Below are 25,226 nucleotides of genomic sequence, written 5' to 3'. Positions count from 1 at the left end.
GTTATTGAATGTGGGTAGCAGACGAAATACCGTCACAGACATGAGTTACTTGACATAACTATAACCTTCAACTCGAAGGTTAAGGTTGTAAAGCTTCAAGCTCTCCATCAGTTTTCGCAATAAACACGAACAAGGGACACGTAACGTGGCAGCTCCGCAGAATTACTTGGCCGTCATCAAAGTCGTCGGCATCGGCGGCGGTGGCGTGAACGCAGTCAACCGCATGATCGAGGTCGGCCTCCGAGGCGTTGAATTCATCGCCATCAATACCGATGCCCAGGCCCTGCTGATGAGCGATGCCGACGTTAAGCTCGACGTCGGGCGTGAACTGACCCGCGGCCTTGGTGCCGGCGCCAACCCGGAGGTCGGCAAGCAGGCAGCCGAGGACCACGCCGACGAGATCGAAGAGGTCCTGCGCGGCGCCGACATGGTCTTCGTGACCGCAGGCGAAGGCGGTGGAACCGGCACCGGTGGCGCCCCTGTGGTGGCGCGCATTGCGCGGTCCCTCGGAGCTCTCACCATCGGCGTCGTCACCAGGCCCTTCACCTTCGAAGGCCGCCGCCGCGCCGGCTCGGCCGAGGCGGGCATCGACGCGCTGCGCGATGAAGTCGACACCCTGATCGTCATCCCGAATGACCGCCTGCTGTCCATCAGCGACCGCAACGTCTCGGTGCTGGACGCCTTCCGTTCGGCGGACCAGGTACTCCTGTCCGGCGTGCAGGGCATCACGGACCTCATCACCACCCCCGGCCTGATCAACCTCGACTTTGCGGACGTGAAGTCCGTCATGCAGGGTGCCGGTTCCGCCCTCATGGGCATCGGTTCGGCCAGGGGCGAAGACCGTGCCGTCAAGGCCGCGGAGCTTGCCATTGCATCGCCGCTGCTTGAGGCCTCGATCGACGGCGCCCACGGCGTCCTGCTCTCCATCCAGGGCGGGTCTGATCTCGGCCTGTTCGAAATCAACGAAGCCGCGCGCCTGGTACAGGAAGTGGCCCACCCCGAGGCGAACATCATCTTCGGTGCTGTCATTGACGATGCCCTGGGTGATGAGGCGCGTGTCACGGTCATCGCTGCCGGGTTCGACGACGTCAAGGCCACCTCGCCGTCCATGGACCAGTCCCAGCCGGCCGCCGCAGCTCCGGCAGCACCGTCCGCTGCTCCGGCGTCGGCGCCTGCCCACCAGCCTGCTGCCGGCAATCAGCAGGTCAACGCCCGTCCGGTGCCCGCTACGGTTGGAGCGGCCGGGCTGAGCAACTGGGGGCAGCAGCACCCCTCGTCCATCCCCGCTGACTCCGGGTTCGACGTAGACCTTCCCTCCGTGGTGGAGCCGGACCTGACCGGCAACCACCCTGATGACCTGGATGTCCCCGACTTCCTGAAGTAGGCTCCGGCTTGTTCCACTGGCGGGCCGGGATCCTTCCTGGGGTCTCGGCCGCTTTTACGGATACGGCTGCCGGCAACCTTGCCCTGCATGTGGGGGATGACCCGTCGCTCGTGCTGCAGCGGCGCCGCGGGCTGGAAGCTGCCATGGGCGTCGCGGCAGGTTCGCTGAACTTCATGAACCAGGTCCACCGTGCCACCGTTGCGCTTGCGGACGGGAAAGCGCCGGTACCCGAAGCCGATGCAATGGTGTCCCTTGGAGCGCCGCTGGCCGTCATGGTGGCGGACTGCATTCCGCTGCTGCTTGCCGGCCTGTCTCCCTCGGGGCCGGTCCTTTCCGCAGTCCACGCCGGCCGCCCGGGTCTGGCGGCCGGAATTGTGCCTGCCGCCGTTGGCCGGATGCGGGCCATGGGTGCCACGGACATCCGGGCATGGCTCGGACCGTCCATCTGCGGCCGCTGCTATGAGGTTCCCGAAGCCCTCCAGGAACAGGTTGCTGCGGCAGTGCCTGCCGCGAGGGCCACGACCTCGTGGGGGACTCCGGGACTTGACCTTCCCGCGGGAGCCCGAAGCCAATTGGAGGACGCCGGAGTGGGCGTCGAATATTCTGGCCCCTGCACGCTGGAAACGGAGTCACTCTATTCGTACCGACGCAACAAGAACACCGGCAGGTTCGCCGGAATCATCTGGTGCCATGACTGAGCGGTTGCCGGAGGCGGCTGACCAGCGGACCAGGGAACTGGCCGGGCGGCTCGCTGTGGTGCGCCACCGGATAGCGTCCGCGGCCGCTGCGGCCGGGCGCGGCGATTCCCTTCCGGCCCTGATCGTCGTCACCAAATTCCATCCTGCTGCGGACATCCGGCGCCTCGCCGCGCTGGGGATTACCGACGTCGGCGAAAACCGGGACCAGGAGGCGGCGGGCAAGGCTGCCGAACTGTCGGACTGCGGGCTGAACTGGCACTTCGTAGGCCAGCTCCAGACCAAAAAGTCCAAATCCGTGGCCAAGTACGCCACAGCAGTACATTCTGTGGACCGTCTGCAGCTCGTAGACGCCCTGGATCGTGCCATGGCCACGGAAATTGCGGCCAGCGGCCGGCTTCCCCTCGAATGCTTCATTCAGGTCAGCCTGGAGGACGACGCCGGAGCGCACCGCGGCGGGGCAGCCCCCGGCGATGTTCCCGGGCTGGCAGAACGCATTGCCGGGGCTTCCGGTCTCCGCCTGGCCGGGGTTATGGCCGTTGCGCCGCTGGGCGCTCCGCCCGAACCGGCCTTTGAAAAGCTGTCCCGCATTTCCGCTGATCTTGTGGCCGCCTACCCCGGTGCGGGCGGGATTTCGGCTGGCATGAGCCAGGACCTGGAAGCCGCTGTGCGGTTTGGGGCGACACACCTCAGAATCGGTTCCGATATTCTCGGATCGCGTCCGGCGGTGGGGTAGCGTCGGACCTGTTGGAAGTGATGGGCGGGGACACCAGTGCTGTCAAGTCATTGGGCGGCCCGCGACAGGGACACGATAAGGAGTCGACCATGACCGGCACTCTGCGCAAGACAATGATCTATCTTGGGCTCGCCGATGGCGATGAGCACTACGAGTCCGAGCACCAGACTGTACGTAAGGATGAGGACGAAACGATGGAAGCTGACCGCGAGGAGCGCCGTGCGCCCGCACCCGTCCGCGAGGCCGGCCGCGAATCGTCCCACGCCCCCGAAGAGGAATACCGCGCCCCTGTGACTCCGATTAAGCGTGCGGCCTCCAGCCGCGAGGAATCCTCCGGACTCCGGCAGATCACCACCATCCATCCGCGCTCCTACAACGACGCCAAGCTCATCGGCGAGAGCTTCCGCGACGGGATCCCGGTAATCATGAACGTCACCGACATGGGTGAAGCCGACGCCAAGCGCCTGGTGGACTTCTCCGCCGGGCTGGTCTTTGGCCTGCGCGGCAGCATTGAGCGGGTCACCAACAAAGTTTTTCTTCTCTCGCCCTCCTACATCGAGGTCATTGGCGACGACAAGAAGGCCAGCGAAACGCAGGCCAGCTTCTTCAACCAGAGCTGACCCCGCTCTGATCAGGGATGCCAGGCAGGGACACCTGCCTGGCATCTGTGCTGAAATGGATAGGACCGCCCGGCACGGTGCCGCGGTGGCAACAAAGGACTTGGAGATATGAGTTAAGTCATGGGAATTGTTTTCGGACTTGTCTATCTCGCCCTGCTGCTGTTTTTTGTGGCCCTTATCATTCGCCTGGTGTTCGACTGGGTGCAGATGTTTGCCCGCGAGTGGAGGCCCCGCGGGGCCGCGCTGGTGGCAGCCCATGCCGTGTATTCCATCACCGATCCGCCGCTGAGGGTGCTGCGCAGGGCCATTCCGCCGCTGCGGCTCGGCGGGATATCGCTGGATCTCGGTTTCCTGGTCCTCTTCATCGCCGTGAGCATTGCGATGGGGATCACAAGGAATCTCGCATAATTTCGCTTGACCAATCAACCCAATGCGGGCCGAACCCGCGTTGAACGGTTACTGTAAAGCGAGGAAACCTCGCGTTTGACACCCCGGTGTTGAATTAGAGTAACCAGACATAATTTAGGTACCGTAGTTTTGACGGCCGGAAGGCCTACTGACTAACTAGACCAGTGAGGTGACCAGATGGCTTTGACGCCAGAAGACGTTGTCAACAAGCGCTTTCAGCCGACCAAGTTCCGCGAGGGCTACGACCAGGACGAGGTCGATGACTTCCTGGACGAGATCGTTGTTGAACTCCGCCGACTGAACCAGGAAAACGACGAGCTCCGCAAGAAGCTCGCCGAAGCCGGTTCCAGCGTCCCCGCCAGCTCCGCAGCAGCTCCTGTTGTGGAGAAGGTCCCCGCTCCCGCCAAGGCTGAGAAGGACGAGGCCCGCGAGAAGGCTGAAGCCGAAGCCAAGGCCGCTGAAGCAGCCAAGAAGAAGGAAGCTGCCGCGCCCGTCCCCGCGCAGGCCGCAGCAGCCCAGTCTCCTGTTTCGACTCCCTCGGCCGAGTCCGCTGCCGGCCTGCTCGCCATGGCCCAGCAGATGCACGACCGCCACGTCGCCGAAGGCCAGGCCCAGAAGGAAAAGATCATCGCCGAGGCGCAGATCGAAGCCAGCAGCCTCGTCAACGACGCCCAGGAAAAGTCCCGCAAGATCCTCGGTGCCCTGGAGCAGCAGCGCTCGGTCCTGGAGCGCAAGGTCGAACAGCTCCGCGGCTTCGAACGCGACTACCGTTCGCGCCTGAAGGCCTACATCGAAGGCCAGCTGCGTGACCTGGACGCCCGCGGCTCCGTGGCAACGCCCGAAGTCAGCGAAGCCAACTAACGCTTCAAGCACGTATTCTGAAAGCCGGTGGCTGAGGACTCCTCGGCCGCCGGCTTTCTGCTTGCCACCTGTTTTTACGAATGAAAGCACCATGACAGACGAACTTGCCGCTGGTGCGGCACCGCCCCATCCGCCCGCCCGCCGCCCGCGCCGCGCGGTGCTGCTGTCCCTTTTTGCCGGATGCGCCGTCTTCGCCTACGCGCTGGACCAGCTGACCAAGATCTGGGTGACCTCCACCATGGTGGAAGGCGAACGGATCCCGGTCCTTCCCCCGCTGCTGCACTGGTACTTCATCCGGAATTCCGGCGCGGCTTTTTCCATCGGTGAAAACGTCACATGGTTGTTTTCCATCATCATGGCCGGGGTGGCGCTGACCATCCTTTTCCAGGTCCGCAAGCTCGGCTCGGTGTGGTGGTCGCTGGCTCTGGGCCTGCTCCTGGGCGGGGCGCTGGGGAACCTGACAGACCGGCTGTTTCGTGAACCGTCGTTCGGCATGGGTCATGTGGTGGACTTCATCCAGCTCCCCAATTTCGCCATCTTCAACATCGCCGATTCAGCGGTCGTCTCCGCTGTGGCGATCATTTGCGTCCTGACGCTGCGGGGGATAGCCCTCGACGGGTCACGGGCGGCCTCCGCGGACCGGGACGAGGACAAGGGCGCGGAGCAGGGCAGCAACGGGGATGAAGATGACTGACCGCCTGGTGGTTCCAGACACGTTTGCCGGGGAGCGCGCCGATGCCGGACTGGCGGGGCTTCTGGGGATCTCGCGTTCTGCTGCGGCCGGGCTCATCGCCGGCGGGCATGTGCTGAGCGCCGGCAGACCCCTGGGCAAGTCGGCCAAGCTGGTGGCGGGGGACGTGCTTCAGGTAACCCTGCCGGAGCGCCGGGACCCCCTGAAAGTCGTGGAGGAAGAAGTGGAAGGCCTGAACATCCTGCTCGACGACGATGATTTCGTCGTCGTCGATAAACCCGTGGGCGTCGCCGCCCATCCGTCGCCGGGCTGGGTGGGACCTACCGTCGTCGGAGGCCTCGCCGGGGCGGGATACCGGATCTCGACGTCCGGGTCGCCCGAGCGCGCCGGCATCGTCCACCGGCTCGACGTCGGAACCTCCGGGGTCATGGTCGTGGCCAAATCCGAACGCGCCTACACCGCCCTGAAGCGGGCGTTCAAGGAGCGCACGGTGGACAAGGTCTACCATGCCGTGGTGCAGGGCCTGCCCGATCCGTTGACCGGAACCATTGACGCGCCGATCGGACGCCATCCGGGGCATGACTGGCGGTTCGCCGTCATCGAGGACGGCAGGCCGTCCGTGACCCACTACGAGGTGCTGGAGGCGTTCGGAAAGGCGAGCCTGGTGGAAGTGCACCTGGAAACCGGCCGCACCCACCAGATCCGTGTGCACTTCTCAGCACTGCGCCACCCCTGCGCCGGCGATCTCACCTACGGTGCCGACCCGCGGCTGGCGGCAAACCTCGGGCTGACCCGGCAATGGCTGCACGCCCGGGAACTCGGCTTCGACCACCCCGTGACGGGCGAGCGTGTACGGGTCACCAGCGAGTATCCGCAGGACCTCGCCTACGCGCTCGAAGTCCTGGAGTCCGGCCGGGCATGACCGGGTCCCGCGGAGGCCAGCGCATAGAATAGTGCGGTGACTTCCAGCAATGATTCGTTCGTCCACCTGCACACGCATACGGAATATTCCATGCTGGACGGGGCCGCCCGGCTGGGGGAACTGTTCGACGAGACGGAGCGCCTGGGCATGCCGGCCCTGGCCACCACGGACCATGGCTACCTGTTCGGGGCCTTCGACTTTTGGCAGAAGGCCCAGGCCAAGGGCATCAAGCCCATCATCGGCGTCGAAGCCTATGTGACACCTGGAACCGCCCGCACGGATAAGGAACGCGTGCGCTGGGGCGACGAGTCGCAGCGCAAGGACGACGTCTCCGGCGGTGGCTCGTACACGCACATGACCCTGTTGAGCTACAACAACGCGGGAATGCGCAACCTGTTCCGGGCATCGTCCATCGCATCGCTGGACTCGGTCTTCGGCAAGTGGCCCCGCCTGGACCGCGAACTGCTCAACACCTATTCCGAAGGGCTCATCGCCACCACCGGCTGCCCGTCAGGCGAGGTGCAGACCCGCCTGCGGCTGGGCCAGTACCGCGAAGCGCTGGAGGCGGCCGCCGAGTTCCGGGACATCTTCGGCGCGGAGAACTACTTCTGCGAACTGATGGACCACGGCCTGGACATCGAACGCCGGGTCACCGGCGACCTCCTCCGGCTGGCCAAGGAACTCAACCTTCCGCTGGTGGCCACCAACGACCTCCACTACACCCACGAGCATGACGCCAAGGCCCACGAGGCCCTGCTCGCCATCCAGTCCGGTTCCACCCTGCTGGAACCGACGTACGACAACGGCGGGTCCCGGTTCGCGTTCTCCGGCAGCGGCTACTACCTGAAATCGCCGCGCGAGATGCGCGAGCTCTTCCGCGACCACCCCGAGGCATGTGACAACACGCTGCTCATCGCCGAGCGCTGCGAAGTCTCCTTCAACACCGATGCGAACTACATGCCACGCTTCCCCTGCCCGCCCGGCGAGGACGAGACCTCATGGCTGGTCAAGGAAGTGGACAAGGGCCTGCAGTACCGTTACCCGAAAGGCGTGCCGGACGAGGTACGCAAGCAGGCCGACTACGAGTTGGGCGTCATCACTTCCATGGGCTTCCCCGGCTACTTCCTGGTGGTGGCCGACTTCATCAACTGGGCCAAGAACAACGGCATCCGGGTGGGTCCCGGCCGTGGATCCGGCGCCGGTTCCATGGTGGCCTACGCCATGCGCATCACCGACCTCGACCCGCTGCGGCACGGCCTGATCTTCGAGCGGTTCCTCAACCCGGACCGTGTCTCCATGCCCGACTTCGACGTCGACTTCGATGACCGCCGCCGCTCCGAAGTTATCGACTACGTGACGCGGAAGTACGGCGATGAGCGCGTGGCAATGATCGTCACGTACGGCACCATCAAGACCAAGCAGGCGCTCAAGGACTCCTCACGGGTCCTGGGCTATCCGTTCAGCATGGGCGAGCAGCTGACCAAGGCGCTGCCGCCTGCGGTGATGGCCAAGGACATCCCGCTGGCGGACATCCAGAACCCGGAAGCGAAGCGCTACGGCGAGGCGGGCGACTTCCGCCAGCTGATCGCCACGGATCCCGAAGCCGCGAAGGTGTTCGAAACAGCGCTCGGCATTGAAGGGCTGAAGCGCCAGTGGGGCGTCCACGCCGCCGGCGTGATCATGTCCTCCGACCCGATCATCGACGTCATCCCGATCATGCGCCGGTTCCAGGACGGGCAGGTGATCACCCAGTTCGACTACCCCACGTCAGAGGGCCTTGGCCTGATCAAGATGGACTTCCTGGGCCTGCGGAACCTGACGATCATTTCCGACGCCCTCGAGAACATCAAAATGAACCGCGGCATCGACCTGGACCTGGAAAACCTGGAACTGGACGACGCCGCCTCCTACGAACTCCTGGCCCGCGGCGACACCCTGGGCGTGTTCCAGCTCGATGGCGGGCCCATGCGGTCCCTGCTCAAGCTCATGAAGCCTGACAACTTCGAGGACATCTCAGCCGTCCTGGCGCTGTACCGTCCGGGCCCCATGGGCGCCAACGCGCACACGGACTATGCGCTGCGCAAGAACGGCATCCAGGAAGTCATTCCCATCCACCCGGAGCTCGAAGAGCCCCTCAGGGAAATCCTCGGCGGCACGTTCGGCCTGATCGTGTACCAGGAGCAGGTCATGGCGGTGGCCCAGAAGCTCGCAGGCTATTCGCTGGGCCAGGCAGACATTTTGCGCCGCGCCATGGGCAAGAAGAAGAAGTCGGAACTGGACAAGCAGTTCGCCGGCTTCTCCCAGGGCATGCAGGACAACGGCTACTCGATGGAGGCCGTGAAGACCCTGTGGGACATCCTGCTGCCGTTCTCCGACTACGCCTTCAACAAGGCGCACTCGGCGGCCTACGGCGTCATCTCCTACTGGACCGCCTACCTCAAGGCGCACTATGCCCCGGAGTACATGGCCGCACTGCTGACGTCCGTGGGTGACGACAAGGACAAGTCGGCCATCTACCTCAACGAGTGCCGGCGCATGGGCATCACCGTGCTGCCCCCGGACGTGAACGAGTCGGCGCTTAACTTCACCCCGGTCGGAAACGACATCCGCTTCGGCATGGGCGCCATCCGCAACGTGGGCGTCAACGCGGTGGAGGCCATGGTCGCCGCCCGCGAAAGCGAAGGGGCATTCACGTCCTTCAAGGATTACCTGATGAAGGTCCCGGCGGTCGTCTGCAACAAGCGGACCATAGAATCGCTGATCAAGTCCGGCGCCTTCGATTCACTCGGCCACCACCGCCGTGCCCTGGCCATGATCCACGAAGAAGCCATCGACTCGGTGATCACGCTGAAGCGCAACGAGGCCATTGGCCAGTTCGATTTGTTCGCCGGCTTCGAGGAAGCCGAGTCCGAGGCATCCCTGAGCATCGAAATCCCGGACCTGCCCGAGTGGGAGAAGAAGGACAAGCTTTCCTTCGAGCGGGACATGCTCGGCCTCTATGTTTCGGACCATCCGCTGCAGGGGCTCGAGGGGGTCCTGAGCCAGCACGCGGAGCAGACGATCACCTCGGTGCTCGGTGAGGACGGACCGCAGGACGGCGCCATCATCACCATCGCAGGCATGATCACCTCGCTCAGCCGCCGCATCGCCAAGGCCAGCGGCAACGCGTACGCCCGCGCGGAAGTGGAGGACCTCGGAGCCTCGATCGAGGTCATGTTCTTCGGCCAGGTCTACGGACCCATCGCCTCCGTGCTGGCCGAAGACCTCATCGTGGTGGTGAAGGGCCGCCTGCAGAAACGGGACGACGGCGCCATCACGCTGAACTGCATGGAGCTTTCGGTGCCGGACCTGAGCGAGGGCCTCAACGGGCCGCTGGTCATCACCATGCCCACGCACAAGGCCACCGAGGCCGTGGTCACCGAACTCGGCGACGTCCTCCGTACCCACCGCGGCAACTCCGAGGTGCGCCTGCACCTGCAGGGCGACACCCGGACGGAAATCATGGCGCTGCCGGTGCACCTGCGGGTCAACCCCAGCCCCTCCCTCTTTGGCGACCTGAAAGTCCTGCTGGGTCCGGCCTGCCTGGATGCCTGAAAACCAACAGCGGCCGACGGCGGGAGGAGACTCCCGCCGTCGGCCGCTGTACTGCCGGGGCTGCTAGATTTCGTAGTCCAGGGGGACCGGCTGGCTGTAGCCGCCGCCGTGGTAGAGCAGCGGAGAACCATCGCCGCCCACCTGGCCGTCCACCACCTGGACCACCACCACGGCGTTGTTTTCGAAGGACAGCCGCATCTGGACTTCACCGATCAGCCAGCCGGCAACGTCCTTGAGGATGGGCACGCCGTGCGGTCCGGTTTCCCAGTGGTCGCCTTCGAACCTGTTGCTGGTGCGCGCGAACCGGTCCGCGAGTTCGTGGTTTTCCAGGCCCAGCATGTGCACGCCGATGTAGGTGGTGTTGGCCACCGCCGGCCAGGAACTCGAGCTGCGGGCCATGTTGAAGGTGAAGCGGGGAGGCTCTGCGGACAGTGACGCGACGGACGTGGCCGTGAACCCGTAGGGCCGGTCCTGGTAGTTGGCCGTGATGATGGCGACGCCCGCGGCGTGGCGGCGGAAGATCTCCTTGAACGTCGGCCCGAACGGCACGGTATTGTCAGTCACCTGGTGCTCCTGAAAGATAAATGTCTGGTGTTTCCCCTTCCTAGGGTATTTGCCGGCGGCCGGCCCCCGGAAACTGCCCGCGCAGGTTCCGCCCGGAAGGACCGGCGGCGGGGGTTTGTTAAGGTTTGTTGCATGCGTAAAAGTAGCGGCGGGGTCCACCGCCTGCCCTGGGCCATGCTGGCTGTTCCTGCCCTGGCGGGAATTCCGGCCGGAATCCTGTGGTGGCTCCTGTCGCCCGGCGGGCTCAACCTCATCACCCGCGACCCCGCCCTGGGGACGGGCGCAAACCCCTTAACCTGGCTGCCCCGGGACCTGACCCTGGGCGCAGTCCTGCTGTTCGCAGGGTGCCTGCTGGCCGTGTTCCTGGTGGACGGCCGGCGGCCACGGCGGCAGGCCGCGCTGCTGCTCGCGCTGGCCGGAGCAACGTTGGGCGCCGTCCTGGCATGGCAGGCGGGCATGGCGGCGGCACGGCTGTGGAGCCCGCCGGTGGACGCCTCGGCGAACGCGAGCATCGCTTTTTCCCTGCGCGCCTGGCCGGTGCTGCTGCTGTGGCCTGCGGCCACCGCCATCGCGGTGTTCGCGCTGGAAGTGCTCGATGGTGGCGGCCGCAGGAAGTCCGGGACTGCCGGCAGCGCAAAAGGCCTGGTGGCGGAGCCGTAAAATAGGAGCCGTGACTATCTCCCCGGACGCCGTGCCCGCCACTTCAGCCGTGAATTTCCGTACTGTCGACCTCCGCGGGCGGGCCCTGTCCCTCGCCGGGCTGCGGGCAGCCGTTCCGCGGGCGCAGGGCAGCACCGCAGCGGACGCCGAAGATAAGGTCCAATCGATCATTTCCGCGGTCCGCGGGCGTGGCTTCACAGCTCTGTCCGAGCTGGCGGAAAGGTTCGACGGCGTGGAGCAGCAGCACCCGCGCGTTCCGGCCGATGCCCTCCGGACTGCCCTGGAGCAGCTTGATCCGGCAGTCCGCCGGGCGCTGGAGGAATCCATCAGCCGGGCGCGGAAATTCGCGGATGCCCAACGCCCGCGCAACGTGGACGTTGAACTTGGCGACGGTGCCGTGGTCAGCCAGAACTGGGTTCCGGTGGCGCGTGTTGGCCTCTATGTGCCCGGCGGCCTGGCCGTCTATCCGTCCTCCGTGGTCATGAACGTGGTGCCGGCCCTGGCCGCAGGCGTGGCCTCCATTGCGCTGGCTTCGCCGCCGCAGAAGGAGTTTGGCGGGCTTCCGCACCCTACCATCCTGGCCGCGGCCCACCTGCTCGGTATCACCGAGGTCTATGCCATTGGCGGCGCGCAGGCCATCGCCGCGTTTGCCTACGGGGTGGAAGCTTCGGCATCGGGACCGGCCCTTGAACCCGTAGACGTCGTCACCGGGCCAGGGAACATCTTCGTGGCCACAGCCAAGCGGCTGGTCAAGGGCGTGGTGGGCATTGACTCCGAGGCCGGGACTACCGAGATCGCCATCCTGGCGGACGCTACCGCCAAGCCGGCGCTGGTGGCCGCGGACCTCATCAGCCAGGCCGAACACGATCCCAAGGCAGCGTCCGTGCTGATCACCGATTCGGAGGACCTGGTGGCCGCCGTGCGCAGTGAACTGGAGCGTCAGGCCGCTGCAACCAGGCACTCCGCACGGGTGCAGGAGGCGCTGTCGGGGCCGCAGTCGGGGGTGGTCCTGGTGGACGGCCTGGAACAGGGAATCGCGGCGTGCGACGCCTACGCGGCGGAACACCTCGAGATCATGACGGCGGACGCGCCCGCCGTTGCGGCCCGGATCCGCAATGCCGGCGCCATCTTCGTGGGGGACTACAGCCCGGTCAGCCTGGGCGACTACTGTGCGGGATCCAACCACGTCCTTCCTACCAGCGGAACCGCGGCCTTTTCCTCGGGCCTGAACGTCACCACCTTCCTGCGCGCCATCCAGGTGGTCAATTACACCCGGCAGGCGCTGGAGGAAGTGGGCGGCCACATTGTCAGCCTCTCCCGCGCGGAGGACCTTCCTGCTCACGGAGACGCTGTTACAGTGCGCTTCACAACACCGTCCTAGCCACTACATGTAGTAATTACAGGCTTGTTATTACCCTACATGTGGCCGTAGACTGGAAGACGCCACGGGGCCGCTGAAGCACGCGCCCTGCCGGTCAATGCGAGAGAGGGGACGACATGTACTGCCCGTTCTGCCGCAACCCCGACTCCCGGGTCGTCGACAGCCGCATGGCGGACGACGGCTCGTCAATCCGGCGCCGCCGGCAGTGCCCCGAGTGCGGCCGCCGTTTCACCACGGTGGAAACCACCAGCCTGTCGGTCATCAAGCGCTCCGGCGTGGGAGAGCCTTTCAGCCGCAGCAAGGTCATCAATGGCGTGCGCAAAGCCTGCCAGGGCCGTCCGGTCAGCGAAGACGACCTTGCGCTGCTGGCCCAGGAGGTCGAGGAGCAGATCCGGGCGTCCGGCGCTGCGGAGATTGACGCCCACGAGGTAGGCCTGGTCATCCTGGGACCGCTGCAAAAACTGGACAAGGTTGCCTACCTGCGGTTTGCCAGCGTCTACCAGGCGTTCGAATCCCTCGAAGACTTCGAAACCGCCATCGCCCTGCTCCGCCACGAAGCCGATGACGTCAGGGGTGCCGCAGCGAAGGGCGGCGGGAACTCCGAGAAGAGCCCGCTCTAATCTCCCGGTGGCGGCAGCGGAGGGGAAGCCGCGGCCGCCACCGGCATCACGCCTTACTTGGCAAGCTTGTGCTGAAGCGCAATCTCAATGGCAGCGCCCACGATCCCTGCCTCATTACGAAGGACAGCCGGCACGATCGGGGTGCGCAGCTTCAGGTTGGGCAAGTACTCGTCGGCGCGCTTGGAGATGCCGCCGCCCACAATGAACAGCTCCGGGGAGAAGAGGAACTCCACGTGGGAGAAATAGCGCTGCAGCAGCACGCTGTATTCGTCCCAGGAGAGGCCGTCACGTTCCCGGGCTACGGCGGAGGCCTTGGTCTCGGCGTCGTGCCCGTCAATCTCAAGGTGGCCCAGTTCTGCGTTGGGGACCAGCTTGCCGTCAAAGATGAAGGCCGATCCGATTCCGGTGCCCAGCGTGATGACCAGGACCGTGCCGTTGACCCCGGCACCCGCGCCGTAGCGTGCCTCGGCGAGGCCTGCCGCGTCGGCGTCGTTGATGACCTCCACCGGCCTGCCCAGGCGGGCCGTGAGGAGGGCGTCGATGTCAGTGTCCAGCCAGCTCTTGTCCACGTTGGCCGCGGAGTGGACCACGCCGTGCTGGATGATGCCCGGGAAGGTGACGCCCACCGGGGAGCCGGCGGCAGGAGCTTCGGGACGGGCGGACAGCTCCGCCACCACCAGGGCCACGGCCTCGGCCACTGCCTCCGGCGTAGCGGGCTGGGGAGTGGGGACGCGGAAGCGTTCGCCCAGGAGTTTGCCCTTCTTCAGGTCGACGATGCCGCCCTTGATGCCCGTGCCTCCGATGTCGATGCCGATCAGCGGTGCGTTCTTTGGAGACTTCTCGTCCTTCTTGGCCAATGGGATTCCGTTCTGGCAGGTGCGGTCAGTGGATGTGCGGCCGGTGCCGGCCGGGGTTGTCCGGCAGTGCCGGAGTCAGCGCGTGGGCGGTACCGGACCGCCCCGCCGCTGGAAGCTAGGGCAGGGTGAGCACCTCGGCGCCGGACTCGGTCACCAGGAGGGTGTGCTCGAACTGCGCCGTGCGTTTGCGGTCACGGGTCACTACGGTCCAGTCGTCCGCCCACATGTCCCATTCCACCGTGCCCAGGGTGAGCATGGGTTCAATAGTGAACACCATCCCTGCCTCGATCACGGTGTTGTAGGCGGGAGCGGCGTCATAGTGCGGGATGATGAGTCCGGTGTGGAATGCCTCGCCCACCCCGTGGCCTGTGAAGTCGCGTACCACGCCATAGCCGAAGCGCTTGGCGTAAGACTCGATGGCCCGGCCAATGACGTTGATCTCGCGGCCCGGGGCGACTGCCTTGATGGCGCGGTTCAGTGATTCCCTCGTCCGCTCCACCAGCAGGCGGGATTCCTCATCGACGTCGCCCACCAGGAACGTGTAGTTGGTGTCTCCGTGGACGCCGTTGATGTAGGCCGTGATGTCAATGTTGAGGATATCGCCGTCACGGACCACGGTGCTGTCCGGAATGCCGTGGCAGATGACCTCATTGAGGGAAGAGCAGAGGGACTTGGGGAAGCCCCGGTAGCCCAGGGTCGAAGGATAGGCGTGGTGGTCCAGGAGGAACTCGTGGCCCACCCTGTCCAGCTGGTCCGTGGTGACGCCGGGCCGGATGTGCTTGCCCACTTCGACGATGGCCTGCGCGGCAATCTTCCCGGCGACACGGATCTTTTCGATGGTTTCCGGCGTCTTGACCTCAGAGCCGGTGAACTTTGCCGGTGCCGGCCTGCCCACGTATTCGGGGCGGGGGATTGACGCCGGGACGGGACGCTGCGGGCCCACGGTTCCCGGGGTGAGGGTGCCGATGGGTGCAGTCGAGGCAAGGGAAGGCATAGATTGATCATATAAGGCAGGGCAGAACGCCTAACAACCGGGACGCCGGGAAGGTCCGCGTATGGATTTAAGTTACGCGGATCACCTCCGGCTCCGCCGCGGGAACCAAGGAGCGACGATGACTGAGTACTGGTACAACGTGAACACGCACCAGGTGGAAGAGGACAGGCTTTCGGACTGGAGCCAGCTGATCGGCCCTTACAAGACCAGGGAAGAGGCGGAACACGCGATGGAAAAGGTCCACGCGCGCAATGAAGCCTGGGAAAAGGGCGACGACGACTGACCGCCGCCGCCAGGCCGCATGCTAAAAGGTGTGTTCCGGTCCGGGGAATTCACCGGAGCGGACATCTTCCCCGTAGGCGGTTGCCGCTTCCAGGAGGATGGAGCGCAGGTCCGCGTACTGCTTAACGAACTTGGCCATCCTCCCGCCGCGCAGGCCAGCCATGTCCTGCCACACCAGGACCTGCCCGGTGGTTTCCTTGCCTGCGCCGATGCCCACCGTGGGAACGGTGACGGCGGCGTCCACTGCTGCCGCAACCCCGGCCGGCACCATTTCCATCAGGACGCTGAACGCGCCCGCATCCGCCAACGCAACGGCGTCATCCACCAGCCGCCGGGCATCCTCCCCGCGGCCCTGGACCCGGTAGCCCCCCAGGGCGTGCTCGCTCTGCGGCGTGAAGCCGATGTGCGCCATCACGGGGATGCCCGCCTGGACCATGGCCCGGACGGTGGGGGCGTAGTACTTCCCGCCTTCGATCTTGACGGCGTGGGCCAGCCCCTCCTTCAGGAAGCGGACTCCCGTAGCCACGGCCTGCTCCGGCGAGACCTCGTAGCTGCCGAAGGGAAGGTCGGCCACGATCAGCGCGCGCTTGGCGGACCGGGCAACGGCACGGCACAGGGGGAGCAGTTCGTCCACCGTCACAGGGAGGCTGGTCTCGTTGCCGAAGACGTTGTTCGACGCCGAATCGCCCACCAGAAGCACCTCGATGCCCGCCTCGTCGAAGATCCCGGCTGAATACTGTTCGTAGGCAGTGAGCATCGCGAACTTGGTGCCGTCGCGCTTGGCCTGCTGCAGGTGGTGCACCCGGATCTTGGCCGGCGTCCGCGCGGCTTCCGGCGCGCCTGGCTGCCTGTCCTGCTGCCTCGGCCCGCTCCCGTATGGGGCGGGGTGTTCTGCGGGCATGCTGGAATCTGAGCTGTTGCTGGTGGCCATAGGACGAGCTTAATGCGGTACCGGCCGTCCTAGCTACCGTGGCGCGGCAGCGGGGCGTGTTAACGCTGTGTTACGCGCGGCGGCGGCTCAAGCAGCGGCGCGGAATGCTTAGTACAGTGTTTGTGAACTGCTCCCGGCTGCCCACCCCGGACCGTGAGCATGGACGTTGACCGGAGAAGAGGCCACCATGGACCGCCAGCAAGAGTTTGTCCTGCGCACGATCGAAGAGCGCGACGTACGTTTCGTGCGCCTCTGGTTCACCGACGTCGTGGGTTCCCTGAAGTCCGTGGCGCTGGCTCCGGCTGAAGTGGAGGGCGCGTTCGAGGAAGGCCTGGGGTTCGACGGTTCCTCGATTGAGGGACTGGCACGTGTTTTCGAATCGGACATGCTGGCCCAGCCGGACCCGTCCACCTTTCAGATCCTGCCGTGGCGCGGCGAAACCGAGCAGACCTCGCGCATGTTCTGCGACATCCTGACGCCGGACGGCGAACCTTCCGCCGCGGATCCGCGGAACGTCCTGAAACGGACCCTGGCCAAGGCCGCGGACATGGGATTCACCTGCTACACCCATCCGGAGATCGAGTTCTACCTGCTGAAGTCCCAGGCTCCCGGGCCCGACGGGGCGCCCGTGCCGGTGGACGAGGGCGGCTACTTCGACCACGTTCCGGGCGGCGTGGCACAGGATTTCCGCCGCACGGCCGTGACGATGCTCGAATCCGTGGGGATTTCGGTGGAGTTCAGCCACCATGAGGCCGGGCCTGGCCAGAATGAGATCGACCTGCGCTACGCGGACGCGCTCCAGACGGCGGACAACATCATGACGTTCCGCACCGTCATCAAGGAAGTGGCCCTCCAGCAGGGCACCTACGCCACGTTCATGCCCAAGCCGTTCACCGCCCACCCCGGCTCCGGCATGCATACCCACTTCTCGCTGTTCGAGGGCGACACCAACGCGTTCTTCGAGGCCGGCGCCGAATACCAGCTGTCCCGGACCGCCCGCCAGTTCATCGCCGGCATCCTCAAGCACGCGCCGGAGTTCACGGCGGTCACCAACCAGTTCGTGAACTCGTATAAGCGGCTTTGGGGCGGCGGCGAGGCGCCCAGCTACCTCAGCTGGGGACACAACAACCGCTCCGCCCTGGTCCGCGTTCCGCTTTACAAGCCCGGCAAGGGCCAGTCCGCCCGGATCGAATACCGCGGCATCGATTCCGCAGCCAACCCCTACCTGGCCTACGCCGTCCTCCTCGGCGCCGGCCTGAAGGGGATCGAGGAAGGCTACGACCTGCCGGCCGCGGCGGAGGATGACGTCTGGTCGCTCAGCTCCGCTGAACGCCGGGCCATGGGACATGACCCGCTGCCGGCAAGCCTCCACGACGCGATCCGGTCCATGGAGGAATCCGAGCTGATGCCGCAGATCCTGGGCGAGCAGGTCTTTGAGCACTTCCTGCGCAACAAGCGGGCTGAGTGGCAGGACTACCGCCTCCAGGTGACGCCGTACGAGTTGCAGCGCAACCTCGGCATCCTCTAGGGCCGCGGGCGTGAGCCTGGCACGCCGCCTCATCGCGGCCGGTTTCAGCGACCTCGACAAAGGGGAGCGGTTCCTTGCTGCCCGGGAACTGGACGGCCTGGACCGGGACAGGCTGTTTGCCGGTCTCCAGATGGCGGCGAGCCCGGACACCGCGCTGCAGTCCCTGGTCCGGCTGATCGAGAAGCACCCGGCGCTGCGGGACCTGGCCGGGGCGGATCCAGAGGCGAGCGAACCGCTGTACCGGGTGCTCGGTGCCTCCGAGGCGCTGGGCGAGTTCCTGATCCGGCATCCCGAACACCTGGAAGCCTTCGATGTCCGGGCCAGCCCTGAGCCGCTCCAGTCCGATCCTGCGGTCCTTCGGGCGGCCCTGCTGCGGGCAGTGGGCGCGGATCCGCGGGCAGCGAGGCCGGTGTCGGCCATGACCGGGGTGGAGGCTTACGTGGCCCTCCGCACCGCCTACCGCAGGGGAGTGGTGGACCTGGCGGTCAAGGACCTTTGCGCCGCCGACCCGCTCGACTTCCTGCCCTCCGTCGGCGGCGAACTGGCCGACCTGGCGGGGGCTGCCATCGAGGCCGCCCTGGCGGTGTCCCGCGCCGAAGCGGCGGGCCAATTCGGCGAAGGCGAGGTGGCCGGCGTCGGGCTTTCCGTTATTGGCATGGGCAAATGCGGGGCCCGGGAGCTGAACTACATCTCCGACGTCGACGTCATCTACGTCATCGACGCCGGCGGCCTGGCGGACGCGCAGGCCAACACCATTGGCACCGTGCTGGCCAGCGGCATCTCCCGCGCCATTTCTTCGGTTGCGCGCGAACCCGGGCTGTGGGAGGTGGACGCGAACCTCCGGCCGGAGGGGAAGTCCGGTCCGCTGGTGCGGACGCTGGCCTCGCACGAGTCCTACTATGCGCGGTGGGCGGAGAGCTGGGAGTTCCAGGCGCTGCTCAAGGCGCGGCACATCGCCGGAGATGCCGGGCTGGGGCGGCGCTACGAGGAAGCGGTTGCACCGCTGATCTGGAGTTCGGCCGGACGCGACGGGTTCGTGGAGTCCGTCCAGGCCATGCGGCGCCGGGTAACCGAACATATACCGCCGGCCGAGGAGGCCCGCCAGATCAAGCTCGGGAGGGGCGGCCTGCGGGACGTCGAGTTCACCGTGCAGCTGTTGCAGCTGGTGCACGGCAAAGTGGATGAATCATTACGACGGCGGGACACCACTTCGGCGATAGCCGCCCTCTCAAGCGGCGGCTACATTGGCCGCGCGGACGCCGCCGCGTTCGACAACGCCTACCGCTACCTTCGCCTCCTGGAGCACCGGATCCAGCTGTTTCAGCTCCGGCGCACCCACCTGATGCCCGTAGCGGAACCGGCGCTGCGCGCCCTGGCCAAGGGCGTGCTTGGGCCGTTCTCCACCGAGCGTCCGCACCCCGACGCCCTCGTGGCCGCCTGGCAGAAAACCAAGAAATCGGTACGGGAACTGCACGAACGTATCTTCTACCGGCCGCTGCTAAACACTGCGGCCAAGCTCAGCAGCGAGGATGCCCGTCTCACCCCGGAAGCGGCGCAGGGGCGGCTGGCCGCGCTGGGCTACCGCGATCCGCAGGGCGCCATGCGCCACATCGAGGCGCTGACCGCCGGCGTGAGCCGCCGCGCGGCCCTGCAGAGGCAGCTGTTGCCGGTCCTGCTGGACTGGTTGGCCGAGGGCGTGGACCCGGACGCCGGCCTGTTGGCATTCCGTAGGATCAGCGAGGCCCTGGGCACCACGCACTGGTATCTGGGCCTGCTGCGGGACTCGAATGCCGCCGCTGAGCGGCTTTGCCACATGCTTTCCAACTCCCGGCTGATTTCTGACCTCCTGGAGGTTTCGCCCGAATCAGTCGCATGGCTTGGCCAGGACAAAGACCTTGCGCCGCTGTCCTTCGAGGCGCAATGGCAGGAAATCACGGCCAAGATGGCACGGCACTCCGAGCCGGAGAGCGCGATGCGCCTGATCCGGCTGATCCGGCGCAGGGAAACCCTCCGCATAGCCATCGCCGATTCGGCCGGACTCGTGGACCAGGACCGGGTGGGCACGGCACTGGCGGACGCGGACCGGGCGGCCGTGCTTGGTGCCTTGCGCGTTGCCGAAGGCATCGTCTCCGGCACGGGTCCGCTGAAGACCGCTGTGCTGGTGGTGGCCATGGGACGCCAGGGCGGCCGCGAGATCGGATACGGTTCTGACGCCGACGTCATGTATGTCCACCGCGCGCTGCCGGGCTACTCCGAGGAGGAGGCCCGGGAACAGGCCCTTCGGATCGTCGGCAAGGTGTCCAGCCTGCTGACGCAGCCGTTGAAGCCTGCCATTATGGCTGAGCGCGTCCTCCAGATCGACGCTGACCTCCGCCCGGAGGGAAAGAACGGGGCCATGGTCCGCTCCCTGGATTCGTTCGCCGAGTACTACCGGCGATGGTCGCTGATTTGGGAGGCGCAGGCGCTGCTCCGCGCCCGGCCCATGGCCGGCGATGACGGGCTCGCTGACGATTTCACCCAGCTGATCGATCCCATCCGGTACCCCGAATCGGTGACGGACCAGGACGTCCGGGAAATCAGGAGGGTCAAGGCCCGGGTCGAGTCGGAACGGCTGCCCCGCGGGGCCGATCCCGCCCGCCACCTCAAGCTGGGCCGGGGCGGCCTCAGCGACGTTGAGTGGCTCGTTCAGCTCCTGCAACTGCAGCACGCGGGCGCGCACCCGGAGCTGCGGACCACCTCCACCATGGAAGCACTGGAGGCAGCCGCCGGCCTGGGCCTCGTAGCCCGGGAAGACGCCGGCATCCTGGCCAGGTCGTGGCGGCTGGCGGGCAGGATCCGTTCGGCCAACGTCATCTGGAGCGGAAAGGCTTCGGACCTGCTGCCGTCTTCGCGGCGGGACCTTGAGGCCGTGGCCCGCTGGTGCGGCTACGAACCCGGCCAGGCGGCGGCACTGGAGGAAGACTACCTACGGGTCAGCCGGCAGGCGCGCGCGGTGTTCGAACGGGTCTTCTACGGCCACTGAACGGTGGACAGCCGCTAGACCCTGGTGATGGTGAGCTGCACCTGCGGGCAGCTGTCGGCATACTTGATCAGCGCGGCCCGCTCCGCCGTATCCACCTTCAGTCCCCACCGGGCCTTCACTGTGGTCCATTGGGCGATGTAAAGGCACCTGTTGGCCGGAGGCATCCACCTCTCCGGACCGGACGCCTGCTTGGAGGAGTTCAGGCTGCTTGTCTGGGCGTTCAGGGAGCCCGCGTAACCGAGGTCGTTGTAGAAGGCAACCCGGCGGGCCTGCGTCCAGGCCCGGGCGCCGGACCCCCATGCCTCATGGACCGGCACCATGTGGTCGATCTGGACCGTGGTGGCAGATGTATGCGCCCGGTTATCGAATGTTGTGATCCACCTGCCGCTGGCCACCGTGCATTTGCGGGTGGTCGTGTACCGGGGGGGCGACTTTGCTTTCGGCGATGAGGACCTCGGCACGCGTATTCTGGCAGTCCCTGTTCTGGTCGATCCACTGTCCGAAGTAACGGTCGCGGTCGTACCCGGCGTTGTTTTCGGCGGCCACGGGCAGGGCGCGCACCGCCGCGCGCAGGCTCGTGGTGTACGTCGTAGCGGCCTCCGCCGGGGCGGAGAAGCCGGCAGCCAGGAGGCCCGATGCCAGAAAGGCTACAAGCGCCGATTTAAGTGTGAAGTTATTCCCCATAGCTGTTGAGTCTTCCACGCGGAGGGGAACCGCTGACCGAAATTGCGCATACCTTGATCAAATCCTGCGCTGCCATTCTGGCAGCAGAAAAGGGCAGGTCCCGGACTGCGTCCGGGACCTGCCCTTCTCTTGTCAGATGCAGCGGACTCTGCAGGACTATGCCTGCTTCAGCCTCGCGTTGCGGCTAGACGCCGTAGTAGAGCTCGAACTCGTAGGGGTTCGGGCGGAGCGACAGCGGGCGGATCTCGTTCTCGTACTTGTACTCGATCCAGGTGTCGATCAGGTCCTGGGTGAAGACGCCGCCGGCCTGCAGGAACTCGTTGTCCTCGCGCAGGGCCTCCAGTGCTTCCTCCAGGGTGCCCGGAGCCTTCGGGATGTCCTTGGCTTCCTCGGCAGGGAGCTCGTAGAGGTCCTTGTCGATCGGAGCCGGCGGTTCGATGCGGTTGCGGATACCGTCAATGCCGGCCATCAGCTGGGCAGCGAACGCCAGGTACGGGTTGGAGGAGGGGTCCGGAGCGCGGAATTCGATGCGCTTTGCCTTGGGGTTGGAACCGGTGATGGGGATACGGATACCGGCGGAGCGGTTACCCTGCGAGTAGACCATGTTGACCGGGGCCTCGAAGCCCTTGACCAGGCGGCGGTAGGAGTTCACCGTGGGGTTGGTGAAGGCCAGGACGGCGGAGGCGTGCTTGAGCAGGCCCCCGATGTACCAGCGGGCGGTGTCGGACAGGCCGGCGTAGCCCTTTTCGTCGTAGAACAGCGGCTCGCCGCCGTTCCACAGCGACTGGTGGCAGTGCATCCCGGAGCCGTTGTCACCGAAGACAGGCTTCGGCATGAAGGTAACGGACTTGCCCCAGGCATCAGCGGTGTTCTTGATGACGTACTTGAACTTCTGCAGGTCATCGGCAGCGTGGGTCAGGGTGGTGAACTTGTAGTTGATCTCGGCCTGGCCGGCGGATCCAACTTCGTGGTGGCTGCGCTCGACCTCAAGGCCGGCTTCGTCCAGGGCGACGCACATAGCATCGCGCAGGTCGGCCTGCTTGTCTGTGGGGGAGACGGGGAAGTAACCGCCCTTGACGGGGGTCTTGTAGCCCAGGTTGCCGCCCTCTTCTTCACGGCCGGTGTTCCAGTGGGCTTCTTCGGAGTCGATCTTGTAGAAGCTGCCCTGCGGGGAGGACTGGTACTGGACGTTGTCGAACACGAAGAATTCGGCTTCGGGAGCGAAGAACGCGGTGTCAGCGATGCCGGTGGAGGCCAGGTAGGCTTCAGCCTTTTCGGCCACGCCGCGGGGATCGCGGTGGTAGGGATCGCCGGTGCGCGGGTTGACGATCGAGAAGTTCAGTGCGAGCGTCTTCTCCATGCGGAAGGTGTCCAGGAACGCGGTGGTCACGTCCGGGATCAGCTGCATGTCGGACTCGGCGATGCCCTGGAAGCCGCGGATGGAGGAACCATCGAAGAGCTGGCCGTTGACGAAGAAATCTGCGTCAACACTCTTGGCGGGGACGTTAAAGTGCTGCTGGACGCCCGGAAGATCGGTGAAGCGGATATCGACGAACTTTACATCTTCGTCCTTGATGAACTTGAGGACTTCGTCCGCAGTCTTGAACATCTATGCTCCTAACGCATATGTAAATATGTGGCTTGCAGCCAACTGATCCAGCGCAATCCAAACGCAGGGAGCCGGTGCGGCATACCCTGCGCGTGTTGTCCTGCGGGGTTCACGCCCCGCCTGGCGGGATCGCTTGAAACTGCTAACAGCCTATGGACACGGCATTTCCCGTCCATGTCCGCATTGTTTCGGGCAGGTTACAGAATGCCCTAGTATGTCCACGCTATCCGGTGTCCATACTGTGGTCCAGAAGCATCCACAGTATGGGCGGCGGCTTCTGCCGGTAAACTTGGACGGTGGTAGATCGCAAAGACATTGGCTCATGGCTGACCGGGCCGGACACTTCCGGCATCTCGAGGTACCCCGGAGCGCGGCTGGGACTTCCCGAATCAGGGCCAGGTTCCATCGCCCGCGCAGGCCGGCGGATCGTAGCGATCATCATCGACTGGGGCGTGGCCATGCTCATCGCGGGTTTCGCGTTCGAGGGGGACCGGTGGGCAACCCTGGCGATTTTCGCCATCGAACAGGCACTTCTGGTCGGAACGCTCGGATACAGCATCGGCCACCGGGCCATGGGGGTCTCAGTCCGGCGTCTGGCCGGCGGGGCGCCCGGGCCGCTGGCAGGCCTGGTCCGCGCGCTGCTGCTGTGCCTGGTGGTTCCTGCAGTCATTTTCGACGCCGACCAGCGTGGACTGCACGACAAGGCCATGAATACGGTCCTCGTCCGGAACTGAGGGCTTCGCCGAAGCCCACGACCGGCTATTGGCGGCTGCCTTCGAGCGCCGCCTCCCCGGCAGGGTCCTTCGCCGGTTCAGCCGGGCCCGCAGCATCCAGGAAACCCCGCCTGCCGGCCCACCGTTCAAAGAGCACCGTGGCGAACGGGAACACGGCCGAAAGGCCTGCAAAGAAGGCCACCCGGAAGGGCCACGGCTGCACCCGCCACAGGGCAAGTGCGGCGAGGCCGTAGGCCACGAAGAGCGCCCCGTGGACGGGGCCGGCGATCTGCACGCCAAGTTCGGTGGTGCCGGCGATCCATTTGAAGTACATGCCCACCAGAAGGGCTGCCCAACTGATTGCCTCGCCCACGGCGAGGAAACGGAAGGTGCGGAGCAGGGCGTTATTGAATGGCAAGACGGTTCCTTAGGTGCTGTGGAAGAAGCCAGGCAGTAAGAAGCCCCGGTCCAGGCAGGAGCCGGAACCGGGGCGGAGGGACTAACGTCCGCGGCTGGGACGCGCCTTGTACGGATCGATGCCTTTCGGAATGGGAAGCCGGTTGCCCAGCGAGGAAATCCGCTTGGATACGGCGTTCACTTCAAGCTTGGTCAGTTCCTTCTTCAGCTTGCCCATGTGCCTGGCAAGCTGGCTCAGCGGCACCTGTCCCTCGCCGCGGCCGCTCTCGATCACGTGCACGGTGACGTTGGGAAGGATCCGGGCCAGGCGCTTGCGCTCGGCATCAAGGAGCGGCTTGACGCGGTGCGTGGGGCCTTCGCTGATCAGTACGACGCCGGGACGGCCTATGGCGCGGAACACGGCATCCTGCGTGCGGGGGTTTACAGCAACGGGCTGCTCTTCGGTGATCCAACCGCGGCGGAGGGTGCCGAGGGCCGCGCCGGAGGCGCCGGGCTGGTTCTCGATCTGGGCGAAAGCGGCACGCTCCGCCCTTCGGGACAGGATGAAGGTGGCGGCCAGGAGGCCCAGCGGAATACCGATGATGAGGCCGGTGATCCAGTTATCCAACAGGAAGCCCACCAGGAAACTGACGGCCACGATCCCCAGGAAGACCGCCAGCATCAGCCACGGAACCATGGGGTCGTGCCGGCGGGTCATGTTGAAGACCTCGCGGATCTGCTTGAGCCGGCTCGGCTTCTTGGCTTTGGGCGCCTTGGGCTTGCGGGAGAACAGACCGCGCTTCTGTGCGCCGGAGTCTGCCGAAGGGGAATTGCTGGAGTCAGGGGATTTCGCCATAGTTCCTTAATTCTACGTGACCCGGGCCCCTGCCTTTCCAAAAAACAACGCGGGGTGACTCCCGGTCCGATAATGGTGGTTTATTGGGCCGGGAGTGACCCCGCGTTGTGGTGTTAGCGGGCGAGGAGGCTGGCGGCTTCCTGGCGGGTGGTGCCGGAGTCCTGGATGCCTTCGGCGATGTGGGCGAGGTGTTCGGGGATTTCGCGGCCCTTTTTGCG

The 25,226-nt window shown here is 65.7% G+C and carries 25 protein-coding genes and 1 pseudogene; 16 read left to right on the top strand and 10 right to left on the bottom strand.

The genetic code is table 11. The annotated features are described in order from the left end of the window. The first annotated feature begins 145 nt into the window (after positions 1–145). From ftsZ to dnaE, 9 genes are all read left to right on the top strand, one after another. Complete coding sequence (gene ftsZ / locus ACIQCM_RS14715; protein WP_400608402.1) at positions 146–1,384, top strand: cell division protein FtsZ; 1,239 nt, start codon at positions 146–148, stop codon at positions 1,382–1,384. Positions 1,385–1,392: 8 nt separating this feature from the next. Next, positions 1,393–2,082, top strand: a complete 690-nt coding sequence (locus ACIQCM_RS14710; protein WP_400608404.1) for a polyphenol oxidase family protein — start codon at positions 1,393–1,395, stop codon at positions 2,080–2,082. After that, entirely contained in the window at positions 2,075–2,815 is a 741-nt protein-coding gene (locus ACIQCM_RS14705) for a YggS family pyridoxal phosphate-dependent enzyme (protein ID WP_400608406.1), read from the top strand. Before ACIQCM_RS14710 ends, ACIQCM_RS14705 begins: the two co-directional genes overlap by 8 nt. A gap of 89 nt (positions 2,816–2,904) precedes the next feature. Next, positions 2,905–3,435 carry a cell division protein SepF gene (locus ACIQCM_RS14700; protein WP_400608408.1) on the top strand — a complete coding sequence of 177 codons (531 nt, stop codon included), beginning with the start codon at positions 2,905–2,907 and terminating at the stop codon, positions 3,433–3,435. A gap of 120 nt (positions 3,436–3,555) precedes the next feature. After that, positions 3,556–3,843, top strand: a complete 288-nt coding sequence (locus ACIQCM_RS14695) for a YggT family protein (RefSeq protein WP_400608410.1) — start codon at positions 3,556–3,558, stop codon at positions 3,841–3,843. A 177-nt stretch (positions 3,844–4,020) separates the two neighbouring features. Continuing rightward, positions 4,021–4,704 carry a DivIVA domain-containing protein gene (locus ACIQCM_RS14690; RefSeq protein ID WP_400608412.1) on the top strand — a complete coding sequence of 228 codons (684 nt, stop codon included), beginning with the start codon at positions 4,021–4,023 and terminating at the stop codon, positions 4,702–4,704. 91 nt (positions 4,705–4,795) lie between these two features. Continuing rightward, positions 4,796–5,398 carry a signal peptidase II gene (gene lspA / locus ACIQCM_RS14685; RefSeq protein ID WP_400608414.1) on the top strand — a complete coding sequence of 201 codons (603 nt, stop codon included), beginning with the start codon at positions 4,796–4,798 and terminating at the stop codon, positions 5,396–5,398. Beyond that, the gene (locus ACIQCM_RS14680; RefSeq protein ID WP_400608416.1) at positions 5,391–6,317 is read left to right on the top strand and encodes an RluA family pseudouridine synthase; all 927 of its coding nucleotides are present in this window, start codon (positions 5,391–5,393) and stop codon (positions 6,315–6,317) included. The genes lspA and ACIQCM_RS14680 overlap by 8 nt, the downstream gene beginning before the upstream one ends. Positions 6,318–6,353: 36 nt before the next feature. Then, positions 6,354–9,911, top strand: coding sequence for a DNA polymerase III subunit alpha (dnaE, locus tag ACIQCM_RS14675; RefSeq protein ID WP_400608417.1), 3,558 nt, complete (start codon positions 6,354–6,356; stop codon positions 9,909–9,911). 63 nt (positions 9,912–9,974) lie between these two features. Here the strand turns inward: dnaE and ACIQCM_RS14670 are convergent, their stop codons facing one another. Continuing rightward, complete coding sequence (locus tag ACIQCM_RS14670; RefSeq protein ID WP_377217050.1) at positions 9,975–10,475, bottom strand: flavin reductase family protein; 501 nt, start codon at positions 10,473–10,475, stop codon at positions 9,975–9,977. A 132-nt stretch (positions 10,476–10,607) separates the two neighbouring features. Between ACIQCM_RS14670 and ACIQCM_RS14665 the strand changes: the two genes are divergently transcribed. The 3 genes from ACIQCM_RS14665 (at position 10,608) to nrdR (ending at position 13,136) form a co-directional block, all read left to right on the top strand. Then, the gene (locus ACIQCM_RS14665) at positions 10,608–11,135 is read left to right on the top strand and encodes a hypothetical protein (protein WP_400608419.1); all 528 of its coding nucleotides are present in this window, start codon (positions 10,608–10,610) and stop codon (positions 11,133–11,135) included. A 10-nt stretch (positions 11,136–11,145) separates the two neighbouring features. Further along, positions 11,146–12,516 carry a histidinol dehydrogenase gene (gene hisD, locus ACIQCM_RS14660; RefSeq protein ID WP_400608421.1) on the top strand — a complete coding sequence of 457 codons (1,371 nt, stop codon included), beginning with the start codon at positions 11,146–11,148 and terminating at the stop codon, positions 12,514–12,516. A gap of 116 nt (positions 12,517–12,632) precedes the next feature. Beyond that, complete coding sequence (gene nrdR / locus ACIQCM_RS14655; RefSeq protein ID WP_400608423.1) at positions 12,633–13,136, top strand: transcriptional regulator NrdR; 504 nt, start codon at positions 12,633–12,635, stop codon at positions 13,134–13,136. Between the two features lie 53 nt (positions 13,137–13,189). Here nrdR and ppgK read toward each other — a convergent pair whose 3' ends face one another. Together ppgK and map are read right to left on the bottom strand one after the other, a co-directional pair. Then, positions 13,190–13,993: a polyphosphate--glucose phosphotransferase gene (ppgK, locus tag ACIQCM_RS14650; protein WP_377217054.1), complete on the bottom strand. Its 804-nt coding sequence runs from the start codon at positions 13,991–13,993 to the stop codon at positions 13,190–13,192. Between the two features lie 115 nt (positions 13,994–14,108). Then, complete coding sequence (gene map, locus ACIQCM_RS14645; protein WP_400608425.1) at positions 14,109–14,987, bottom strand: type I methionyl aminopeptidase; 879 nt, start codon at positions 14,985–14,987, stop codon at positions 14,109–14,111. A gap of 118 nt (positions 14,988–15,105) precedes the next feature. Between map and ACIQCM_RS14640 the strand changes: the two genes are divergently transcribed. Next, positions 15,106–15,270, top strand: a complete 165-nt coding sequence (locus ACIQCM_RS14640; RefSeq protein WP_400608427.1) for an SPOR domain-containing protein — start codon at positions 15,106–15,108, stop codon at positions 15,268–15,270. A gap of 21 nt (positions 15,271–15,291) precedes the next feature. Here ACIQCM_RS14640 and panB read toward each other — a convergent pair whose 3' ends face one another. Then, positions 15,292–16,200, bottom strand: coding sequence for a 3-methyl-2-oxobutanoate hydroxymethyltransferase (gene panB / locus ACIQCM_RS14635; protein ID WP_400608429.1), 909 nt, complete (start codon positions 16,198–16,200; stop codon positions 15,292–15,294). Positions 16,201–16,387: 187 nt separating this feature from the next. On the opposite strand from panB, the gene ACIQCM_RS14630 reads away from it, so the two are divergent. After that, a complete protein-coding gene (locus ACIQCM_RS14630; RefSeq protein WP_400608431.1) occupies positions 16,388–17,728 on the top strand; it encodes a glutamine synthetase family protein in 1,341 nt (446 codons plus the stop codon). Positions 17,729–17,738: 10 nt separating this feature from the next. Beyond that, positions 17,739–20,750, top strand: a complete 3,012-nt coding sequence (locus tag ACIQCM_RS14625; protein ID WP_400608432.1) for a bifunctional [glutamine synthetase] adenylyltransferase/[glutamine synthetase]-adenylyl-L-tyrosine phosphorylase — start codon at positions 17,739–17,741, stop codon at positions 20,748–20,750. Between the two features lie 14 nt (positions 20,751–20,764). Here ACIQCM_RS14625 and ACIQCM_RS14620 read toward each other — a convergent pair whose 3' ends face one another. The 3 genes from ACIQCM_RS14620 to glnA form a co-directional block, all read right to left on the bottom strand. Next, positions 20,765–21,145 carry an HNH endonuclease family protein gene (locus ACIQCM_RS14620; protein ID WP_400608433.1) on the bottom strand — a complete coding sequence of 127 codons (381 nt, stop codon included), beginning with the start codon at positions 21,143–21,145 and terminating at the stop codon, positions 20,765–20,767. After that, entirely contained in the window at positions 21,111–21,434 is a 324-nt protein-coding gene (locus ACIQCM_RS14615; protein WP_400608434.1) for a hypothetical protein, read from the bottom strand. Before ACIQCM_RS14615 ends, ACIQCM_RS14620 begins: the two co-directional genes overlap by 35 nt. A gap of 184 nt (positions 21,435–21,618) precedes the next feature. Then, positions 21,619–23,043: a type I glutamate--ammonia ligase gene (gene glnA / locus ACIQCM_RS14610; protein WP_018763577.1), complete on the bottom strand. Its 1,425-nt coding sequence runs from the start codon at positions 23,041–23,043 to the stop codon at positions 21,619–21,621. 296 nt (positions 23,044–23,339) lie between these two features. Here glnA and ACIQCM_RS14605 point away from each other — a divergent pair, with 296 nt between their 5' ends. After that, complete coding sequence (locus ACIQCM_RS14605; RefSeq protein ID WP_400608436.1) at positions 23,340–23,777, top strand: RDD family protein; 438 nt, start codon at positions 23,340–23,342, stop codon at positions 23,775–23,777. Positions 23,778–23,802: 25 nt separating this feature from the next. On the opposite strand, the gene ACIQCM_RS14600 is transcribed toward ACIQCM_RS14605, so the two are convergent. The 3 genes and pseudogenes from ACIQCM_RS14600 to ACIQCM_RS14590 all read right to left on the bottom strand — a co-directional run. Further along, positions 23,803–24,174 (bottom strand): DUF3817 domain-containing protein, encoded by a 372-nt coding sequence (locus tag ACIQCM_RS14600; protein WP_400608438.1) that lies wholly within the window; start codon positions 24,172–24,174, stop codon positions 23,803–23,805. 81 nt (positions 24,175–24,255) lie between these two features. Continuing rightward, positions 24,256–25,008 (bottom strand): DUF4191 domain-containing protein, encoded by a 753-nt coding sequence (locus ACIQCM_RS14595; protein WP_400608440.1) that lies wholly within the window; start codon positions 25,006–25,008, stop codon positions 24,256–24,258. A gap of 113 nt (positions 25,009–25,121) precedes the next feature. Further along, positions 25,122–25,226, bottom strand: a pseudogene (locus ACIQCM_RS14590) (lipoyl synthase); the annotation flags it as partial.

The organism is Pseudarthrobacter sp. NPDC092439, assembly GCF_044754945.1.
GTDB lineage: Bacteria > Actinomycetota > Actinomycetes > Actinomycetales > Micrococcaceae > Arthrobacter.
Note: the sequence above shows the minus strand (reverse complement) of the source record. Positions and strands in the feature narration are given on the sequence as shown.

What these genes read in the sequence shown, in the direction of transcription:
- ACIQCM_RS14705 (WP_400608406.1), top strand. Translation starts at nt 2,075, where the DNA reads ATGACTGAGCGGTTGCCGGAGGCGGCTGACCAGCGGACCAGGGAACTG.
- ACIQCM_RS14700 (WP_400608408.1), top strand. Translation starts at nt 2,905, where the DNA reads ATGACCGGCACTCTGCGCAAGACAATGATCTATCTTGGGCTCGCCGAT.
- ACIQCM_RS14695 (WP_400608410.1), top strand. Translation starts at nt 3,556, where the DNA reads ATGGGAATTGTTTTCGGACTTGTCTATCTCGCCCTGCTGCTGTTTTTT.
- ACIQCM_RS14690 (WP_400608412.1), top strand. Translation starts at nt 4,021, where the DNA reads ATGGCTTTGACGCCAGAAGACGTTGTCAACAAGCGCTTTCAGCCGACC.
- lspA (WP_400608414.1), top strand. Translation starts at nt 4,796, where the DNA reads ATGACAGACGAACTTGCCGCTGGTGCGGCACCGCCCCATCCGCCCGCC.
- ACIQCM_RS14680 (WP_400608416.1), top strand. Translation starts at nt 5,391, where the DNA reads ATGACTGACCGCCTGGTGGTTCCAGACACGTTTGCCGGGGAGCGCGCC.
- ACIQCM_RS14665 (WP_400608419.1), top strand. Translation starts at nt 10,608, where the DNA reads ATGCGTAAAAGTAGCGGCGGGGTCCACCGCCTGCCCTGGGCCATGCTG.
- nrdR (WP_400608423.1), top strand. Translation starts at nt 12,633, where the DNA reads ATGTACTGCCCGTTCTGCCGCAACCCCGACTCCCGGGTCGTCGACAGC.
- map (WP_400608425.1), bottom strand. Translation starts at nt 14,987, where the DNA reads ATGCCTTCCCTTGCCTCGACTGCACCCATCGGCACCCTCACCCCGGGA.
- ACIQCM_RS14640 (WP_400608427.1), top strand. Translation starts at nt 15,106, where the DNA reads ATGACTGAGTACTGGTACAACGTGAACACGCACCAGGTGGAAGAGGAC.
- panB (WP_400608429.1), bottom strand. Translation starts at nt 16,200, where the DNA reads ATGGCCACCAGCAACAGCTCAGATTCCAGCATGCCCGCAGAACACCCC.
- ACIQCM_RS14630 (WP_400608431.1), top strand. Translation starts at nt 16,388, where the DNA reads ATGGACCGCCAGCAAGAGTTTGTCCTGCGCACGATCGAAGAGCGCGAC.
- ACIQCM_RS14615 (WP_400608434.1), bottom strand. Translation starts at nt 21,434, where the DNA reads ATGGGGAATAACTTCACACTTAAATCGGCGCTTGTAGCCTTTCTGGCA.
- glnA (WP_018763577.1), bottom strand. Translation starts at nt 23,043, where the DNA reads ATGTTCAAGACTGCGGACGAAGTCCTCAAGTTCATCAAGGACGAAGAT.
- ACIQCM_RS14595 (WP_400608440.1), bottom strand. Translation starts at nt 25,008, where the DNA reads ATGGCGAAATCCCCTGACTCCAGCAATTCCCCTTCGGCAGACTCCGGC.